At 40.3% G+C, this 18,164-nt stretch carries 19 protein-coding genes; 4 read left to right on the top strand and 15 right to left on the bottom strand.

Annotated features, from left to right (window positions below; translation table 11 throughout):
* Positions 1-12 precede the first annotated feature (12 nt).
* The 7 genes from ACHJH3_RS00095 to ACHJH3_RS00065 form a co-directional block, all read right to left on the bottom strand.
* Entirely contained in the window at positions 13-1,959 is a 1,947-nt protein-coding gene (locus ACHJH3_RS00095; protein ID WP_407063368.1) for a multiheme c-type cytochrome, read from the bottom strand.
* Positions 1,960-2,972: 1,013 nt separating this feature from the next.
* Positions 2,973-3,749 carry an AMIN domain-containing protein gene (locus ACHJH3_RS00090; protein ID WP_407063075.1) on the bottom strand — a complete coding sequence of 259 codons (777 nt, stop codon included), beginning with the start codon at positions 3,747-3,749 and terminating at the stop codon, positions 2,973-2,975.
* Between the two features lie 11 nt (positions 3,750-3,760).
* Positions 3,761-4,039 carry a septum formation initiator gene (locus ACHJH3_RS00085; RefSeq protein WP_407063074.1) on the bottom strand — a complete coding sequence of 93 codons (279 nt, stop codon included), beginning with the start codon at positions 4,037-4,039 and terminating at the stop codon, positions 3,761-3,763.
* Positions 4,036-5,286, bottom strand: a complete 1,251-nt coding sequence (gene eno / locus ACHJH3_RS00080; protein ID WP_407063367.1) for a phosphopyruvate hydratase — start codon at positions 5,284-5,286, stop codon at positions 4,036-4,038. The genes ACHJH3_RS00085 and eno overlap by 4 nt, the downstream gene beginning before the upstream one ends.
* Positions 5,286-6,380, bottom strand: coding sequence for a recombinase RecA (recA, locus tag ACHJH3_RS00075; protein ID WP_169941041.1), 1,095 nt, complete (start codon positions 6,378-6,380; stop codon positions 5,286-5,288). Before recA ends, eno begins: the two co-directional genes overlap by 1 nt.
* A 239-nt stretch (positions 6,381-6,619) precedes the next feature.
* A complete protein-coding gene (locus tag ACHJH3_RS00070; RefSeq protein ID WP_407063073.1) occupies positions 6,620-7,234 on the bottom strand; it encodes a tetratricopeptide repeat protein in 615 nt (204 codons plus the stop codon).
* Positions 7,235-7,247: 13 nt separating this feature from the next.
* Positions 7,248-7,610 carry a hypothetical protein gene (locus tag ACHJH3_RS00065; protein ID WP_407063072.1) on the bottom strand — a complete coding sequence of 121 codons (363 nt, stop codon included), beginning with the start codon at positions 7,608-7,610 and terminating at the stop codon, positions 7,248-7,250.
* Between the two features lie 159 nt (positions 7,611-7,769).
* Between ACHJH3_RS00065 and ACHJH3_RS00060 the strand changes: the two genes are divergently transcribed.
* From ACHJH3_RS00060 to ACHJH3_RS00045, 4 genes are read left to right on the top strand one after another with little or no spacing between them, the layout of a single operon-like run.
* Positions 7,770-8,642, top strand: coding sequence for a menaquinone biosynthesis family protein (locus tag ACHJH3_RS00060; RefSeq protein ID WP_407063071.1), 873 nt, complete (start codon positions 7,770-7,772; stop codon positions 8,640-8,642).
* Entirely contained in the window at positions 8,643-8,909 is a 267-nt protein-coding gene (gene fliQ / locus ACHJH3_RS00055) for a flagellar biosynthesis protein FliQ (protein WP_169941033.1), read from the top strand.
* Entirely contained in the window at positions 8,906-9,679 is a 774-nt protein-coding gene (locus tag ACHJH3_RS00050; RefSeq protein ID WP_407063070.1) for a UDP-N-acetylmuramate dehydrogenase, read from the top strand. Before fliQ ends, ACHJH3_RS00050 begins: the two co-directional genes overlap by 4 nt.
* A gap of 58 nt (positions 9,680-9,737) precedes the next feature.
* Positions 9,738-10,802: a tetratricopeptide repeat protein gene (locus tag ACHJH3_RS00045; RefSeq protein WP_407063069.1), complete on the top strand. Its 1,065-nt coding sequence runs from the start codon at positions 9,738-9,740 to the stop codon at positions 10,800-10,802.
* A gap of 37 nt (positions 10,803-10,839) precedes the next feature.
* Here ACHJH3_RS00045 and ACHJH3_RS00040 read toward each other — a convergent pair whose 3' ends face one another.
* The 8 genes from ACHJH3_RS00040 to ACHJH3_RS00005 form a co-directional block, all read right to left on the bottom strand.
* Positions 10,840-11,937: a nicotinate phosphoribosyltransferase gene (locus tag ACHJH3_RS00040; RefSeq protein WP_407063068.1), complete on the bottom strand. Its 1,098-nt coding sequence runs from the start codon at positions 11,935-11,937 to the stop codon at positions 10,840-10,842.
* A 24-nt stretch (positions 11,938-11,961) separates the two neighbouring features.
* Entirely contained in the window at positions 11,962-12,372 is a 411-nt protein-coding gene (locus ACHJH3_RS00035; protein WP_407063067.1) for a hypothetical protein, read from the bottom strand.
* Positions 12,369-13,658 (bottom strand): phosphatase PAP2/dual specificity phosphatase family protein, encoded by a 1,290-nt coding sequence (locus tag ACHJH3_RS00030; protein WP_407063066.1) that lies wholly within the window; start codon positions 13,656-13,658, stop codon positions 12,369-12,371. The genes ACHJH3_RS00035 and ACHJH3_RS00030 overlap by 4 nt, the downstream gene beginning before the upstream one ends.
* 25 nt (positions 13,659-13,683) lie before the next feature.
* Positions 13,684-15,459, bottom strand: coding sequence for a bifunctional alpha/beta hydrolase/class I SAM-dependent methyltransferase (locus tag ACHJH3_RS00025; RefSeq protein ID WP_407063065.1), 1,776 nt, complete (start codon positions 15,457-15,459; stop codon positions 13,684-13,686).
* A 10-nt stretch (positions 15,460-15,469) separates the two neighbouring features.
* Positions 15,470-16,039 carry a DUF1287 domain-containing protein gene (locus tag ACHJH3_RS00020; protein WP_407063064.1) on the bottom strand — a complete coding sequence of 190 codons (570 nt, stop codon included), beginning with the start codon at positions 16,037-16,039 and terminating at the stop codon, positions 15,470-15,472.
* A gap of 14 nt (positions 16,040-16,053) precedes the next feature.
* Positions 16,054-16,995 (bottom strand): phosphatidate cytidylyltransferase, encoded by a 942-nt coding sequence (locus ACHJH3_RS00015; protein ID WP_407063063.1) that lies wholly within the window; start codon positions 16,993-16,995, stop codon positions 16,054-16,056.
* Positions 16,992-17,624, bottom strand: coding sequence for a lysophospholipid acyltransferase family protein (locus tag ACHJH3_RS00010; protein ID WP_407063062.1), 633 nt, complete (start codon positions 17,622-17,624; stop codon positions 16,992-16,994). Before ACHJH3_RS00010 ends, ACHJH3_RS00015 begins: the two co-directional genes overlap by 4 nt.
* Before the next feature lie 2 nt (positions 17,625-17,626).
* A partial coding sequence (locus tag ACHJH3_RS00005) for a CDP-alcohol phosphatidyltransferase family protein (RefSeq protein WP_407063061.1) occupies positions 17,627-18,164 on the bottom strand: 538 nt, incomplete at its 5' end.

Below are 18,164 nucleotides of genomic sequence, written 5' to 3'. Positions count from 1 at the left end.
GCCGTGTTTAGCTTATTTTGATTTACCTTCTAAGATGTTTGTTGCTTGCTCAACGTAAACCAAAGCTTCATCAACTAGTTTCAAAGAATATTTAGGTCCGTGAACACCCCAAGAACCGTCTTTTTTGAGTTTTTCTAAGATATCCTCGGCTTGTCTTGCATAAGATATAACTCTAGCTTTTTGATCTGTTGTAAGTTTTTTGTTGTTACTCATACCGCGATCAATCTTTCTAAGAGCGATCTCTACTTTTGAGTAGCCGTCTTTAACAGGAAGTTGCCATTCCATAACTAGGTCATAAATCATAGCTTGATCTGTAAATTTAAGCTTATCAGGCAATGTTGATTGAACAGGGCTATGGCAACCGCTAGCTCCAGGAGCCATTAGGTTAGGATCGCTAAAGCTTGTTCTACCGCAAGACCACATTAAGTCAACGAAGAATCTTCCGTTTTCATCTCTATCAAGTGTCCAACCTTTTACGGTCATAGGATCTCTTGGTTTGCCTTCAGGCGGGTTGATTGATTTTCTATCTTTATCAACCATGATGTTCCAGATGTGTGAAGCACGAACGTTATCAAAGCCACCTTTGTCAGGGTTTTGAACAGCTGCGAAGTTCTCACAACTCATCATATTTGGCATGTGACATCCTGTACAATTGTCTTTCGCGTGGATTCCGCCTTGTTTAAAGAAGCTTTTTTGAACTTCGTGGCAGTCTTCGCAAGTCTTTTTAAGTCCTGTTAATGTATAGCCGTCTTTCCAGTCGTTAGCTGTAACTTCGTGTGGATCGTGGCAAGTGTTACATCTCATACCTTCATCATAGTGAGCAGAGTTGAACAGTTGAGCACCTTCGGTTCCGCAAGATGGACAAGATGATTTAAAGTATGCATTAAACTGTTTTCTTGGGTTCTTTTCAGAGTCTGCTTTATGCCAAGCAAATCTTTGGTGACATCTTTCGCAGTTACTTGGCATACCCGCACCCCTAGCTCCGTATAAGTGAGCTCCCGCACCGTGGCACTCCTCGCAGCTAATACCTTTTGTTATAGTATGCTCTCTTAATTTCTTAGAATCGCCAAGAGCCGCATAAAATTCATCTTTAGATTTAAAGTCGAATTTAAATGTATGACAAATTTCGCAATACGCACTTGCAGGTTGGAATTTGAAATTTTTTCTATTTGATGCGCCGTATGAGTTCATACCCCACATATGAGAACCGCTCTTGCCGAAATCTTCCATTTTAGTAGGGAATCCCGGAGAGAATTCTGCTATCTTTTTAGTCATTTCAGGAGTTAGGAATTTAGCCCATAAAACTGAGTATTGGTTACCACCCGCTACTAGTTTACCGCTAAGATCGCTTAAATTTCCGTCTTCAACGTGGTATGTTCCGCGAACCAACCATTTATCAAGGAAGCCGTATTTTGTTCTTGGGGTTCCTATGATACCGTATACATCATCAGGCTGAATACCTGTAGTAAGGATAGGAGTTGTCTCGATAGCTCCCGGAAGTCCTTTTTTAACATCTCCACCTACCTCTTCAAGCTCTTCTGGCCATCTTATGGTTTTAGCGTGACGTGAGCGCTCCCATTGCATATATTGAGCAGGGTGGCACTCGCCGCATTTTTTATGCCCTACGAATTTGTTTGGAAAGTCAAGGAATGACTCCATACCAAGACGATAAGTAACTGCGGTATGCTCCATATTGTTCTCTTTAGCATAATCAGGACCATGGTTTATCTCAATAAATTCCTCCACACGATCGCTTAAGCCGTATTTACCTACAAGCCTACCTTCTTTTTCATAGTGAAAAACCGGGTGATTTTTCTTTAAATACTCCCAGTACTCTTTTTCATGCCCAACATAATCTTCCAAAGTTCTTGGGGCAACGCCGTCGTTTTGAAACGTTTCTCCTTGCTCAAAAGGCTCCTCATATCTGTCGTCCGCGCTTAGAGGAGATATAGCGCACATAGCAAGAAAACAACTACAGGTTATAAATTTTAACCAACCTCGTTTCATCTCATTCTCCTTCATAAATTTTATAAACAACATTTTTCAAAAATTATGTTATCGGTACAAATCTAAATATTAAAATTTAATCTTTAGATTTAAAAAATTAAAGCCAAATTTATTAAGGTTCTGGCTATTTAACCTTAAATCTGATCTTTTTATACCGAGAAAAGATCAAATCTAGCTCTCGTCTTTATACCCTCCTTTCATGACAAGAGAAATACAAGAACTAATGTATTAATCCTATTTTAAATGAAATATTAATACATATTTTTTTAAACTATTATAAATTTAAGTGTAAGCGAAATATTATTTTTGAGTTTTTTTTGATGTTGTTTTAGTATCATAATATTCTTATATATAAATTATAAATTTACTATCTATAAATCTTGTAAATTCACTATTTGATATCCAATATTAAAAAGATAATATATTACTATTACATATAATTCTCAATATAAATTTTAGATATACATAACCTTAAATAATAAAAATAGTAACTAAACCGTTACAAATTATAAATTTAATAATTTATAATTTATTAAAAATTTATTAGGATTATAGCAAAAGCGATATTGTCAAAAACAGCCATATAAACAATTGTCTCAATGTAACTATTCGAAACACTTTTTTATTATTACTTTAAATTTAATTTTTAGTTCAAATATTAAGTATTTAGTGGATTTTATGTTTGTAATTCATAATTGGGTTATGCTTAAAATTTACATTATAATGTATAAGTATGGTTTTTAAACAATAGCTTTGATAAATCAAAAACAAATTGTATATATTTCCATTTCTCAATACAGATAAAAACACAAAACTTAAAAAGCTGTAAAACAAATTTGAGTAATCAGTTTTCTTTATTATGTAAGGTCATAACAAGCAGAGGATATCTTTGGTAATAACAAAATTAAGACAAACGACAAATTTTGATGTTATTTGGCATACATTTATTGAAGGTTAAAAAAGGTCTATTTTTTAACCTTCAATAAATATCCTTCTTCGCTAGCATCAATCGCATATTTATATCTACCGTCAAGAGTTATAACTATACGATAAAAATCATTATGGGCACCAAATTTGACATTATTAAAAGCACCGCAATTTATTTCAGCAATCTTTGTATAAAATGGTTTTGAACTTTTAAGGTCTATTACTATCTTATTATCTCTAAGAATCATAAAATCTTTAATCTTAATATCCTTGGTAATAACCTTGATCTTCATAGGGTATATTTCTAAATCAGCCCTATCAAATTTAACAACTTTTAAAGGCTCTTGAATTTCTGGTTTAACAGGAGCCGGATCGATAACAATATCCATTAATTTATCTTTGCTTATATTGCCTACAATAGTTGTGTTGAAATCAAAAACTTCATCAGGCTTTACTTCTTTCTTTAAAATCACCTTATTGTCCAATTCATTAGTAACCGACACATCAGGCTTTAGCACTACCGCAGGCGACAGAGTCTTTGTTAGCGTTAGTTCATCATTCCAATTTATGCTCTTATTTACATCGATAACTTTTTCTTTGATACTTCCGTCTTCGCTCTTATACTTAACCGATATAGAGATAAAATTCCTTGCATCGCTCGGGAATTTTATGTTTTGCTTTTCAAAAGGAGTTAAAATTTCAACCGAATTTGTCGTAGTTACACTTGTATTTAACTCGCCCGTCGGCACGAACGGATTTTCCCTACCAAAACTAAAGCTTAAAAAAACCAATACAAAAAACCAAATTTTACCCATATCAACTCCAGTTATTTACTATCTTGCGGCTCAAGCTCTTTTAGCTCAAAAAACGACTTTTGAAGCTCGGCATTGCGCTTTTTTAAAATTTCCACATCTTTTTTAAGCTGCTCTTTTTGATCCTGAAGCCCAAGCATTACATCTAAAGACCTCTTGCCAAACATTATATTTCCCACATATATGCCAAAAAGAGCCACACAAAGAAGCAATCCGATAATCTTAATAATAGTTTTAAAAGAGTATGATCTCTTTATCTCATTCTCGTCATACTCTTTTAAAATTTCACTCAAATTTCATTTCCTAAAAATTCATCTGTCTCAAGCTCGATCTCAAGCAAGCGGTTGTATTTAGCGTTTCTTTCGCTTCTTGAGGTTGCGCCCGTTTTTATCTGACCCGTATTCATCGCTACGGCAAAATCAGCTATAAAGCTATCTTCACTCTCGCCGCTTCTATGACTCATGACGCAGCGATAGCCCTTGCGTTGCGCTAAGCGGATAGTTTGCATCGTTTCACTTACGCTTCCTATCTGATTTGGCTTGATTAAAATCGCGTTTGCAACGCCTTTTTTAATGCCCTCTCGTAAAATTTTCTCATTAGTTACGAAAAGATCGTCTCCTACTAGCTGAACCTTGCTTCCAAGTCTAGCCGTGAGCTTCGCCCAACCGTCCCAATCATCCTCGCTAAGTCCGTCTTCGATAGAAAATATCGGATACTTATCGCAAAGTTTTGCGTAGTATTCTATAAGCTCTTCAGAGCTAAATTTCTTGCCCTCAAGCTCGTAAGAGCCCGCTTTATAAAGCTCACTTGCAGCCACGTCAAGAGCCAGTTTTATCTGCTCGCCCGGCTTATATCCAGCTTTTTCAATGGCTTGCATTATGATCTTAAGAGGCTCTTCATTATCCTTTAAATTCGGTGCAAATCCGCCCTCGTCGCCAACTGCGGTGCTGTGACCAAGCTCGTTTAAAATTCCTTTTAAAACCTGATAAATTTCAGCCGCAGCTCTTAGGGCATCGCTGAATTTCTCAAACCCGAAAGGCATAATCATAAATTCTTGAAAATCCACGCTGTTATTTGCGTGCGCTCCGCCGTTTATGATGTTAAACATCGGCACGGGAAGCACGCTCGCATTCGCTCCGCCAAGATAACGATAAAGAGGTATATTTAAGCTTTTTGCAGCCGCTCTAGCAACCGCCATAGATACGCCAAGCACGGCATTTGCGCCTAAATTTGAGTAATTATCGGTCCCATCAAGCCTCTTCATCTCATCATCGATTGATTTTTGATCGTAAGCGTTTAGCCCGATTATCGCTTCGGCTATAGCTTCATTTACGTTGCTAACCGCCTTTAGCACGCCCTTACCGCAATATCTACTATCCTTATCCCTAAGCTCCAAAGCCTCGCGCTTGCCGGTACTGGCTCCGCTTGGCACGACAGCGCTTGCAACCGTCCCGTCACTTAGTGCAACCGTAGCGCGTACAGTCGGATTTCCTCTGCTGTCTAAAACTTCTAACGCCGTAACATCATCTACAAAAATCATCATTCATCTCCTGTTTCTTGACTATCTTCGTCATCTTTTCCACCACCGCTTATGATGTGCTCAATTCCCATAGATCCTTTTATCGCAGCTACGATCTCATCGGCCACTTCAGGATTTTCTTTTAAATACGCCTTGGCATTTTCTCTGCCTTGACCGAGTTTGCTCGCATTATAACTAAACCAAGCGCCGCTTTTATCGACTATATCAAGCTTAACTCCATAGTCGATTATCTCGCCCTCTTTGCTGATTCCTTCGCCAAACATTATGTCAAATTCGGCCGTTTTAAACGGAGGTGCGACTTTGTTTTTCACTACTTTTACTTTCGTTCGGTTGCCGATAGGCTCTTCATTTTGTTTAAGAGTCGCTATTTTACGAACGTCAAGACGAACGGAAGAGTAAAATTTAAGCGCATTTCCACCCGTTGTAGTCTCAGGCGTGCCATACCCCATAGCGCCTATCTTCATACGAATTTGGTTGATGAAGATGACGGTGGTTTTCATCTTATGCACGATTCCGGTTAGCTTTCTTAAGGCTTGGCTCATAAGTCTTGCTTGAAGTCCTACGTGTTGATCGCCCATATCGCCCTCTATCTCGCTTTTTGGCGTAAGTGCAGCGACGCTATCAACTACGATAAGATCGATCGCTCCGCTTCTTGCAAGAGTCTCTACGATATCAAGAGCCTGCTCGCCAAAATCGGGTTGAGATATGTAAAGATTGTCCGTATCAACGCCTAAATTTGAAGCGTATTTTACGTCAAGAGCATGTTCCGCATCGACAAATGCGCAAATTCCGCCCGCTTTTTGAGCTTCGGCGATGATATGAAGCGTTAAGGTCGTCTTTCCCGAGCTTTCAGGTCCGTAAATTTCTATAACCCTACCCTTTGGAACGCCGCCTATGCCAAGAGCCAGATCAAGTCCGATCGAGCCCGTAGCTATCGAGTCTATAGGCTCTACTTGCCTATCTCCAAGGCGCACCATAGTGCCCTTGCCAAAAGCTTTATCAATCTGTTTTAACGCCAGATCAAGAGCTTTCTTTTTGTCGGATTCGGATTCTAGGGGGGTTAACTTTTTCTTGTCGTCTTTTTCAGCTGCCATTTACTGCCTTTAAATTTGTAATAAATTGTCTGATTTTATCAAATTTGAGATGAATTTTCGTTTATTTGAAATTTGAAGTTTAAATTTTATATTTGATTTGCACAAAAGCTTAAAGCCCTAAAACCAAAATAAATAATCACGATAAAGCCAAAAGAGCTACCAAAATATAGCTCTTTTGTAAATTTGAATTTATAAAAGTTGCGATTTTATAAAGATTTCCATATAAGCCGCAAATTTGATCAATTAATTTTATTAAGCATCTCCTCAGCCCGTTTGTTTCCATTTTTAGCCGCAAGAGTAAAAAGTCTTTTAGCCTCTTTTAGATCCTGAGCTACACCGTGGGCGTTCATGTAACAAATTCCAAGCATATACTGAGCCCCCGCATGTCCTAAATCAGCCGCCTTTTTAAAATAATTCACCGCCTTTACTAAGTCTCTTCCGATTTTTATATCGCCTTGTTCGTCGTAGTAGATAATACCCAGCATATACGCCGCAGGTGCGTAGTTTTGCTTATCTGCTTGTTCATATAGCTTAAAGGCCTGCTTATAATCAAACATATGATAATAAATATTCGCCAAATTCGACTTAGCCACGGGATTTCCTCTGTCTGCCGATCTTTTATACCACATCATGCCGTCTTTGTAGTTTTTAAGCCTCGCTTCATAAGCATAGCCTACTTTAAGCTCGGCGTCATCGTCCTTTTGCTCTGCATAAGGCATCATGAGATCAATCGCCTCTTTAAATTTGCCGTTATCCGTAAGCTCAAAATATCTATTCACAACATCTTGGGGAACCTCGGCAAAGCAGTTCATAGCAAAAGCGGCAAGTATCGCGGTTAAAATTTTAAATTTCATTATCTCTCCTTAATTATCTCTTGATTATTATCAGATCTTTAAAATACTTCTGATAGTCGTCATGGTATCTGTAGCCCTCTTCTACGTAGTCTTTGATGAAGCCGTCCTTATCGGTAACAAAGTGCATATTTCCGCAGTGGTAAATCGGCTGGCGACTTAAAATCACGCCGTATCCGTTATAAGTGATATTGTCTCCCTTGTACTCGCACTCTTTGTATATATAATACTTATTGCTAAGCATACCGATATCTACATGAGGAAAATACTTAATACGATCAATGACCAAAGATATATGCTGCCCTTTTAGTTGCTTTAAACTAGGGTTTATATACCGACTCGTGCCGTCAAAAATACTCGCACATCCGCTAAAAAACAATGCTTTTTTATAGTACTCTCCACGAATCTATTTAATTTTGCCGAGAACTTGTATCGCAATAAAGCAAATTTTATTATTCAAGATATAAAAGCTTGTTTGAAACTTAAATTTAATCAACTATTCATAAAATTTAACCTATAATCCTAAAAAGGATTAAATTTGAGATATTTTAAAGATATTAGCGTAGCGCATTCACCAGATGCGGACGATATTTTTATGTATATGGCGATAAAATTCGGCTGGGTTGATTCTGTAAATTTGCGTTTTAGCAACCTTGCTTTAGACATCCAAACGCTTAACGTCGAGGCGCTTAAAGGCACTTACGACGCTACTGCGATTAGTTTTGGATTATATCCGCTTATAAGAGATAACTACGCTTTGCTTCGGTGCGCGGTTAGTTTTGGAGAGGGATACGGACCAAAACTGGTAAAGAAAAAAGATAAAATTCTAAAACGAAATTTCAAGGTCGCACTCTCAGGCAAACACACCACAAACGCGCTTTTGTTTCGCGTGGCATATCCTGAGGCGCGCATAGTTTATAAAAATTTCTTAGAGATAGAAAACGCCGTTTTAAGCGGCGAAGTAGATGCAGGAGTGCTCATACACGAAAGCATCTTAACTTTTAGCGAAGAGCTTTGCGTAGAGCGTGAAATTTGGGATATATGGCAGGAGTTTTCAGGCGGGGATCTACCTCTTCCGCTTGGCGGCATGGCTGTTCGTCGTTCACTTCCCATAACCGACGCCATAGAGTGCGAGCGAGTGCTTACCAAAGCCGTTAAAATCGCAACCGAGCATAAGCCGTTTTTATCGCACATGCTCATGGAGCGAAATTTGATCCGAGTCGATAAAGAAAAGCTTAAAATTTATCTGAATTTATATGCAAACGATAGCTCCGTATCGATGAACGAAACGCAACTAAACGCTGTAAATAAGCTGTTTGAGATAGGCTACAAGCACGGCTTTTACGATGAGTTAATCGACGCGCGCGACTATCTGGTGCCAACCGAATACAACGACGTAAGGTTTAGCTAAATGCAATCAACCCTAATCGAACTGGGCATAGAGACCTTTAAAACCGCACTTTATCTTAGCTTTCCTATGCTTTTAGCAGGTCTTAGCGCGGGTCTTATCATCAGCATTTTTCAAGCGACCACGCAGATAAACGAGATGACGCTAAGCTTCGTGCCAAAAATCATCCTCGTAGTCGTCGTTATCATATTTCTCATGCCTTGGATGGTGAGCATGATGGTTGATTTTACTATCCGAATGATCGAATTTATCCCGCATTTCGTGCAATGACTAGGCTTATTGACTTTTCTAAATTTACTTCCGTTAAAATAGGTGGCGTGCACGAGGTTTTGCTCATAGATAGCACACAAGATGATACGCAAGGTCGCGTGATAATAGGCGGAGGAAATAACCTTTTAGTTTCGCTAAATCCTTCACCGATGGCGATTTTAAGCGATAAATTTGACTATATAAAGCTTGAAGGCGAAATTTTAGAGATAGGTGCTGCTACAAAGAGCGGTAAAATTTATAATTTTGCTAAGAAGCACGATCTAGCAGGCTTTGAGTTTTTGCAAAATATCCCCGGCACCCTTGGAGGCATGATCAAGATGAACGCGGGGCTTTGTGGAATTTCCATGAGTGACAATCTGCTTGAGGTCCGTTTAAAACGAGGCTGGGTTAAAAAAGAAGAGATAAAATTTGCTTATAGATATTGCGAGCTAAACGAAATTGTTTTTGCAGCCAAATTTAAAGAGACAAAAGGCTTTAACTCCGCACTTGCAAGCGAATTTGCGCTTAAACGCTCAAACCAGCCAAAAGGAGCCAGCTTTGGAAGCTGTTTTGTAAATCCGGCGGGAGATTACGCAGGCAGACTTATCGAAGCAGTAGGGCTAAAAGGACATTCTATCGGCGGAGCAAAATTTAGCGAAAAACACGCAAATTTCTTAATAAATTTTGATAATGCAAGCTTTGATGATGCAATAAATCTCATAAATTTAGCCAAAAAACTAGTGCTGGAAAAATTCGGCATAGAACTAAAAACGGAAGTTGTTATAATTTAGATTAAAAATATATTAAAAAAGTTATAATTCTTACAGATTTACTCGCAAGGAGGAGTCTATGAAAAAGTTAGCTTTAACCCTGTTTTTAGTATTTAGTTGCTTGTCGGTAGCACAAGCCGGACCAAATCACAACAACGGGCTAGCGGCAAAGTCCAAAGGTCAGTGGAAAGACGCGGAGCACTACTTCAAGCTAGGTTGCTATAAAGAAAAAGTTGATTCTTCTTGCAAAGAGCTTGGGCAGCTTTATGAGTTCGGAAAGGGTTCTGATGTCAAAAAAGACTCGGGGCTTGCAAAGCAGGCTTATGAAAAATGCTGCGAGATATCATTTGGTAAAAGATCCGATTGCTGCAATAAAGTAAAAGACAAAACAGCCGTAAGCCCTGAAAAAGGTTGTGAAAACGGCGATGCATCCGCTTGTATAGACTACGCTTATGAAAAACAAGACGTCAAATACTACCAAAAAGCTTGCGATTTGGGCTCAAATTTAGGATGTCTATGGACAGGATACTCATACACCGAAGGCAAAAACGGCGCGCAGCACGATCCTAAAAAGGGCTTTGAGATATTTTCAAAGCTTTGCAACGGCGGCTACGATGACGGTTGCAAATTTGTAGCGATGGGCTATAGAGACGGCAAAGGTGTCGAGAAAAACATAGACAAAGCGATCGAAATTCTAAGCCAAATTTGCGGGGGCGATAGATTTGACGGATGCGCAAAGCTTGGTGAAATCTACCAAGATGACAAATACGGCAAAAAAGACGAGATAAAGGCGTTTGAGTATTATTTGCTAGCCTTTATAAAAAAAGATCATGAAGCTTCAGGAAAATACGTAAAAGATAAAGATAACGCAGCAAAAGCTTGCGAAGCCAAGATCGCCATTGGATGTGAATACGCAGGCTCTGCATATTATCAAGAAAAGCAATTTGCCAAAGCTGTTGAGTATTTTGACAAGAGCTGCGAACACGGCTTAGTCGAATCATGCCTATTTGCAGGCTACACATACTACATGCCGCCTGCTGAAAGCGGGGTCGCAAAGGATCTTGAAAAGGCTAAAATTTACTTCAAAAAAGGCTGCGATATAGGCTCGGCTCAGTGTTGCAGCGCTCTTGAATCTATAAAATAAACTTACAGGCGCAAATTTAGCTCGTTTGCGCCTAAATTTACTTTTTAAACTCTACTTTTTGCAAGCGCTCGGAGATGAAATTTCGGCGCCCAACTTTGGCTTCTGCTTTGCCGTTTAGCTCCACAAGATCGCCCGTAAATCCGCAAGTATCGTTTCTAACGGTAAAGCTTCCCACGCCATAGATATCAACAGGCGTATCATGCGCTTCAAATTCAGCAATTTTTTCAGGAGTAAAGCCCGAGCTAACGACTATCTTAACATGATTAAAGCCATTTTCATCAAGAGCTTTACGAAGTGCAAAAATAAGCTCTTTGCAGACTCCATGCGGATCAAATCCGCTTGTGTCTTTGTCCTCAAAATACCTATCTATAAGGCTTTGAGATGTATCGACCCTAACGGCACCAAGCCTTGATTTTAGCGCATTTGCGGCTAAAAGTGCATCGGTGATCACGTCGTTATTATAATCAACAAGTGCCGTTACAAGCTCGCCGGGAAATGTTTTAGCGTAAATTTCACACGCCTTTACTATATCTCCCCCACACATCTGAACAAGCGCGTGCGGCATAGTCCCCATACCCTTGCCGCCCCACCAAAAGCCCTGAGCGTCGGTTGAAACGCGATCTATGCCCGCGACATAAGTGGCGTATCCGTCGCCTATCTGCGTTGAGATGTCATCTTGCCTATCCGCCATAGAAAAGACTATCTTGCCGTTTGCAGCCTTTAAGGCTCTAGCGACATTCGTAGCTACCGAGCTTCTGCGAGCCAGTGTGGCATCTATAATATTTTCTAAAAAGCCGAAATTTTCATACTTGCCGCTTATCTTTAAAACAGGTTCGTTTGCATTTATGATATCACCGTCATTTAACGCATAAATTTCAAGCTCTTCAGGCTCTTTAGCAAAGGTATGTACGATCGCTATGGCTTCATCGATACCGCATAAAGTGATGTTATTAGCCCTTTGAAAAAATTGCATAGTTACGTGCCGGTTGGGTAAATTTTGCTTTATGACTTGATTTATCTTTAAAAAATATCTTGCAGTATAAAATCCCTCGGCTATCCTTGGGTCAAATTTAAAAGTCTTGTTCGTAAGACGCTTGATGACGCCTTGTTTTTTTAGCTCTATCTCGCTACTCATCACACCTCTTTATATAAATTTGCTTCACGCTATCCACTTAAGACAAAGCGTATAAATAATAGCCGCAAAGCTAACGCCAATCAGCATAAACCAAAGCTTCATAGCGCCTTTGCACCTTGAGGTCATATCTCTTTGGATGAAGGATTTTTTATCTTTAAAAGATATCTGCTTAACAAGTCCAAGCGTCCTAAGGCTCTCGTCAAACCTCTCAAGACTAAGCATGCCGTCAGCAAATTCCTTAAAAATTTTCGCGTCAAAATAAAGCCTAATATGAAGATAAAATATAAAAATATAAAGCGCGGCGAAGATAAATTCCTGCCAAATTTTGTGCGGATACTGCCAAAATATAAAGGCGTGAATCAAATTTACAAACAATATTATCTTATGGGTATTTATGAGCTTCGAAGTAGTAAGTGCCAGCGATGATTTGCTCATCCAAACTCCATAAAAAATTTTCTCACGCTATCATCTATGACAACTTTGGGGCGCGAATTTTTAATCAGTAAAATCGCATCATCTACGTTCATTTTATTGCACCAAACCAGCCAACCAAGCAGCACAAGAGCGCTTCTGCCGTATCCTAGTGCGCAACAAAGGAGCGTTCTTTTATTTTTGCTAATTATACTATCCATTGCCTTTACGGCGGCTTTGAGCTCATCAAATTTTGGCTTTACCATGTCAAGCATGGCGAAATTTAAGTAAATTTGCTCCGCTTTGGGGCGAGATTCGCACTCCGCCGTAAGGTCAAAAACGGCTTCAAATTTATGTGCCTCGGCGATCGAGCCAAGATAGATGTTTGGCAAAATTTCACTGCTTTTTGGCGCGCGCTTTAAATTTAGCCAGTAGATGATGTTTAGCCGAGCCATTATAAGATATGGCAAGAGCAGCCAAAATGATGAAATTTTGCCGTTTTGCTCTTTGCGAAAAATTTGTGCGCCGAACAAAGCGTAACCAAAACCGACAAGAGCAAAGCTAACACTAAAATAAAGCAACCAAAGAAAGGCTCCGCCAAGATAAAAAGCCAATGCGGCAAATATGAGCGCAAGCAGAGCGTAAAAGCTCGCCCATTTTAGATGAGCTTTGGTGTGAGCGAGGTTAAATTTTAAAATTTCGCCTTCAATTGGCACTATAACAAGCACTAAAAAGCCCACCAAAAGCCCTGTAGGTATATCGATAAAATGGTGCTGATATATAGTAAGCACGCTAAGAGCTATCAGGGCAAACCACGCCAAAACGATAGCCTTAAGCCAAATTTTGCTCGTTTTTGATATATAAAGCGAACCCACGACCACACACAAGATGATATGAAGCGAAGGAGCTTGATTAAACGGCATATCAAAGGTCGCAAGGCTATCAAAGAGAAATTTGGACAACCCAAAACTCTCAGGCTTACTCCAAGAAATTTGAAGCGGAAAGAGTATAAAAAATACAACCGCGATAAGCTGAGAAAGCAGCAACTGAGCCGTGTAGCGGTTTAGTTCGCGAGAATTTTTACACAGCAAAAATCCAAGCCCGTAAAGCAAATTTAACGACCAGTAAGGCAGTATCGTCCAAGCGATAAACGGGATATCATACTCCCATTCAAAGATGATTTCGGGCACGAAGCTTTGCTTTGAGGCAAGGTAGTTTGCAAAGCCGTAGCTTGCGTAAAATGCAGTTGCTACGCAAAGCAGATAACCAAGTCTGGTTAAAAACCGGCTAAGCTTAGGGCTAAATTTCACTTCTCATCTTTAAATGGGACAAATTTCACTCTTTTACCGCGACGCTAACGGTAAATATCCCGTCCTCGTCTATCCATTGGTGGATCTTTTTAAATCCCGCTCTACTAACAAGCTGATCCATCTCGACCACGCTTCGTCTGCGCATAATCCACGCTTCGCCGTCTCTATGACTTGAAAGCGCCCTTGCGATCATCTCAAGCTGCGGATGATACGGCTGATTCGTATAGATGAGATATCCGCCCTTGCGCACGCTACGCCCAAAGCCTTCAAGCGCGACTCTTATAAGCGCATTATCGCTAAATAGCTCAAAAAGCCCCGAAACCACACCGACACTTGCGAAATTTTCTAAATTTTCATAGCTTGCTTTATGAAATGCGTTTGCCTCTTCAAATGTCGCGATATCCTCTAAATTTCGCTCTTTTATGAGCTCCTGCCCCGCTTTTACGTTTACTTTGTCGTAGTCTCTTAAAAGTATCTTTTCGGGGCGAATTTCACCGCTTAGCGCATCAAGTATATATCTGCCGTGCCCTGAAGCGATATCGAGAATTTCTATACGCTCGCCTTTTTGCTTTAACTCGTTCATCACGAAATTTAGCGCATGGGCGATATTTTCTTTGCGCTTTCTTATGCCTCTCCAGCCGATTGAATTTAGATAAATTTTATCAACCCACTTTACAAAAGCGTTTGAGCCTTGCGGCTGGTTTTGATAGACATAATCAAGCGTGCTTCCGCTGTCATAACCCCTATCTTCGCCGATTTTAAGCCCTTTAACCCAAGGCGAAAGTAGCTTCATGCCAAATCTTTGCACACTAAAGCAGATGTTTTTAGGATGAAATTTACAAAGCGGAGTGGCTAGTCTATCGGCCTCCTCTCTACTAAAGCCGAATTTATCCGCTTGCGTGCAATCAACCTCGCTTAAAGGCTTGCTAAATCGCTCGTTTATAAAGTTTTCAATCTTCTTAAACGCCAGATGTCTATCCTGCTCGCCCAAAGTATCGTGATAAAAGCCTTTCATCACATGGCGCTCTTTGATATGCGAGCCAAGCGAGTTATAAAACTCATGCTGAGGTGCGTGATTTACCACCCAGTCATCGCCTGAAATAAGCAGCTGCAAAGGCGTAGTGATAGCCGCAGCATCGCCTACAACTCGCTTGCTTGCCTCATAAAGCCCAAGCAAAATTCTAACCGATATGGCGCGCGCTATGAGGCTATCTTCGTTATAAGAGTTTATGCGCTCCTTGTTGTGCGTGAGGTAGTTCGCCTTGACGTAGCTATTTACGAAAAAATTTCCTTTGAATTTATAAAGTAGCGCTAAGCCCTCTTTGGCAAAAGGCACATAAAGCTTCACGTCAAATGCAGGACTTGCAAGCACCGCGCAGCGAATTTTAGGCGCATAATCATGCAGCCAAGTAGCAACCAGCACCGCACCCACGCTTTGAGCGATCACGGCGATATTTTCCTTGGCTATATCGTACTCTTTTGATATATGATCTATGAATTCATCCACGTCAGATACGAGCCTGCCGATACTAGGCGCATCTCCGCGTTCTCCGGGGCTCTTGCCGTGACCGCGCGCATCCCAAGCAAAGAAATGAAAATCACTTAAATTTAACTCCTCGCTCATAAACATCATGCGTCCGGAGTGCTCATGTCCTCTGTGAAAGAGCACGATAGCTTTTTGGGGGCTTAAATTTGAGCTTTGCGCGCTGTTTGAATTTCCATTTTGCCCCTGATCGCTTGGCGACTTGTGGCGATAAAAAAGCTCTGCTCCGTCGCTTGTGAGAAAAGTTTTTTCTTGCATATTAATTCCTTTAATTCGTAATCCTAAAATGCCCGGTTATCTTAAAATCATTTAGCACGTCTTCTTCTTGCACGCCAAGCCCGATATTGTGAATAATAAGCGGGGTGTTTCCAAAGAGGGATTTCTTATCGGATACTATGCCGATATGCGGTCTGCCGTTATCAAGCGTCCAAGTAACTATATCGCCCGGTTTATAAATTTTATCGCTTACGCTGTAGCCTTTGCGCTTAAGATATGTAGCGATGTTTGGCACGCGCCTGTGGTCTATGTTTTTATCGGTGTTTTTTAAGCCCCAATTTTTAGGATAGGAGCTAAAATTTGCGCTCATATCTTTATGGATTAGCTCTTGCAAGTCGATATTTTGCTCTCTTAAAGCACGCACAACCACATCGGTACAAACCCCCTTTGAGATATCCACATCGCCCATCGGATAAGCAAGTCTTTCGTAGCTCGCATCATAATAAATCGTTACACCGATCTGGCTTCTTGCGTCCTTTACAAGCTCGCTTGGCGAAAAAGCTAATAAATTTAAACCCGCCAAGAGCAAAGCAAATTTGACTAAATTTTTAAAATTTCTCATTTTACTCCTTAAATTTACGCCCAAAAATAGCGCACTATATGAAAAAATATCGGCGCAGAAAAGCATAGCGAATCCATCCTATCAAGCATTCCGCCGTGTCCGCTTATGATATTGCCCCAATCCTTCACGCGCAAATCCCGTTTAATAGCAGACATCACAAGTCCGCCCAAAAAGCCCATAAGGCAAATAACAAGGCTGATAAAAAACGCCTGAATAAAGCTAAAAGGCGTTAGCCAGTGCAAAAACGCCCCAAGCAAGCTGGCGCTCATCACTCCACCCGTAAAGCCTACGACAGTTTTGGAAGGAGAGATATTTGGAGCTATCTTTGTCTTACCAAATAGCTTGCCCCAGATATACTGAAGCACGTCGCTAGCTTGAGTTACAAGGATCAAAAAGAGCATTAAAAGAACCGATTTGCCTTCAAATTCATGCACATCAAGGATAAGAAGCGCAGGGATGTGAGAGATACAAAAAACACTTATCATAATCGCCCATTGAATGGTGGTTGAGCGCTCCAAAAAGTGCGCAGGATCGCCAAGAAGAGCGGACAAAATCGGCAAAAACAAAAACGCATAAACAGGGATAAATATCATCGCCATAGAGTACCAATCCATAAGGATAAAGAGATACTGAAGCGGCAAGATGATATAAAAGCAAGCCACAAGAGCGATATGATCGCCGCGCCTTATGTAAATGAGCGATAGAAATTCGCGCAAAGCGGCAAAGGATATGACAAAAAACAAAAATATAAGCGCCTTTGTGCCCATATAAACAAAGCCGAATATGACTAAAATCATCACCCACCAAGCGTTTATGCGCGCGGTTAGGTTATCGATCGTAGCGTTTGGCGCGCCTTTAGCGACAAATTTTTTAAGTATAAAAGCTATGGTTGAAGATAGCGCCAGCATAACTAAAAGCCCAAAAAATAGCTTTAAAATCGCCTCGCCGCTACTCATTTCTCATCCTTTTTTAGGCTTAATAAAGCCTCTTTGGCTTTTGCCAAAAACTCAAATTTGTCTTCGTTTTCGTATCTGAATTCATCTCCTACGCAAATATCACAAATAAGCGGAATCGGCAGGCAAAAACCCTTGGGAAGAACGTTTTGGATATTACTTATCCAAAGAGGGACTAAATTTACATTTGGATTAGCTTTGGCCAGACGATAAATTCCGCTTTTAAAATTTCCGATTTCAATGTCATCATCCATCTTGCGTGTGCCCTCGGGAAAGATGATAAGAGAATGAGTCTTTAGCGCCTCGCTCATCTTTTCTATAAATTCAAGGGGATTTTTAGACTTGCGATCTATCAAAAACATATTAAAAACGTGTCTAGCTAAAAACGGGCGAATTTTGCCCTTAGCCCAATAATCAGCCCCTGCCACTGGACGAATTTGCTTGCGCAACTTGTAGGGCATCGATACGAAAATCAGCAAAAAATCGCCGTGGCTAGTATGGTTGGCGTAGTAAATTTTAGGCGAAAGATCACTCATCTGCTTTAGCTGCTCGCTAGGGCGAATACCCGTGATAAAAACCGCTATTTTACACAATGTAAAATCAACGACTCTAGCCACCATATCTTTTATCATAATTACGCCTCCTTAAGTCCTGATTTCACGCGATTTATGCAGGTCATCACAAGCAATACTATTATCAAAACGCCAAGATAATAAACCCACTGCCAAAGCTCGCCAAAGCAAGCGTATAGCATCCCAAAAAGCCCAAAAGCAAAGGCTCTGTCACTTTTACCCATAGGGCCGTCATATCTACGGCTCCTACCTAAAACCTGCCCCAAAACGCCTAGAAATTCGCTAAGTTGCGATAAAAAAATTATAAGCATAATAGTGCCCCAATCAAACGGTGCGATAAAGGCAAAAGGCAGATAAAGAGCGCTATCCGAAATCACGTCCGTAGCTTCATTTAGATAGCCTCCGAGGGCTGATTTTTGGTTAAATTCGCGAGCAAGCATTCCGTCAATGGCATTAAGCGCCATTCTAACAAAAAGCCAAATAGGCAAGATAAAAAACAGCGCTGAAACATGAGAGAATTTAACCAGCAAAAATCCTATGAATACGGATACAATGCAGGCAAAAATGGTAACTTGATTTGCAGTGATGCCTAGATTAAAA

The sequence above is a fragment of the Campylobacter canis genome (assembly GCF_045504005.1).
GTDB classification, from domain to species: domain Bacteria; phylum Campylobacterota; class Campylobacteria; order Campylobacterales; family Campylobacteraceae; genus Campylobacter_A; species Campylobacter_A canis.
Note: the sequence above shows the minus strand (reverse complement) of the source record. Positions and strands in the feature narration are given on the sequence as shown.

What these genes read in the sequence shown, in the direction of transcription:
- ACHJH3_RS00095 (WP_407063368.1), bottom strand. Translation starts at nt 1,959, where the DNA reads ATGTGCGCTATATCTCCTCTAAGCGCGGACGACAGATATGAGGAGCCT.
- ACHJH3_RS00090 (WP_407063075.1), bottom strand. Translation starts at nt 3,749, where the DNA reads ATGGGTAAAATTTGGTTTTTTGTATTGGTTTTTTTAAGCTTTAGTTTT.
- eno (WP_407063367.1), bottom strand. Translation starts at nt 5,286, where the DNA reads ATGATTTTTGTAGATGATGTTACGGCGTTAGAAGTTTTAGACAGCAGA.
- recA (WP_169941041.1), bottom strand. Translation starts at nt 6,380, where the DNA reads ATGGCAGCTGAAAAAGACGACAAGAAAAAGTTAACCCCCCTAGAATCC.
- ACHJH3_RS00070 (WP_407063073.1), bottom strand. Translation starts at nt 7,234, where the DNA reads ATGAAATTTAAAATTTTAACCGCGATACTTGCCGCTTTTGCTATGAAC.
- fliQ (WP_169941033.1), top strand. Translation starts at nt 8,643, where the DNA reads ATGCAATCAACCCTAATCGAACTGGGCATAGAGACCTTTAAAACCGCA.
- ACHJH3_RS00050 (WP_407063070.1), top strand. Translation starts at nt 8,906, where the DNA reads ATGACTAGGCTTATTGACTTTTCTAAATTTACTTCCGTTAAAATAGGT.
- ACHJH3_RS00045 (WP_407063069.1), top strand. Translation starts at nt 9,738, where the DNA reads ATGAAAAAGTTAGCTTTAACCCTGTTTTTAGTATTTAGTTGCTTGTCG.
- ACHJH3_RS00040 (WP_407063068.1), bottom strand. Translation starts at nt 11,937, where the DNA reads ATGAGTAGCGAGATAGAGCTAAAAAAACAAGGCGTCATCAAGCGTCTT.
- ACHJH3_RS00035 (WP_407063067.1), bottom strand. Translation starts at nt 12,372, where the DNA reads ATGAGCAAATCATCGCTGGCACTTACTACTTCGAAGCTCATAAATACC.
- ACHJH3_RS00025 (WP_407063065.1), bottom strand. Translation starts at nt 15,459, where the DNA reads ATGCAAGAAAAAACTTTTCTCACAAGCGACGGAGCAGAGCTTTTTTAT.
- ACHJH3_RS00020 (WP_407063064.1), bottom strand. Translation starts at nt 16,039, where the DNA reads ATGAGAAATTTTAAAAATTTAGTCAAATTTGCTTTGCTCTTGGCGGGT.
- ACHJH3_RS00015 (WP_407063063.1), bottom strand. Translation starts at nt 16,995, where the DNA reads ATGAGTAGCGGCGAGGCGATTTTAAAGCTATTTTTTGGGCTTTTAGTT.
- ACHJH3_RS00010 (WP_407063062.1), bottom strand. Translation starts at nt 17,624, where the DNA reads ATGATAAAAGATATGGTGGCTAGAGTCGTTGATTTTACATTGTGTAAA.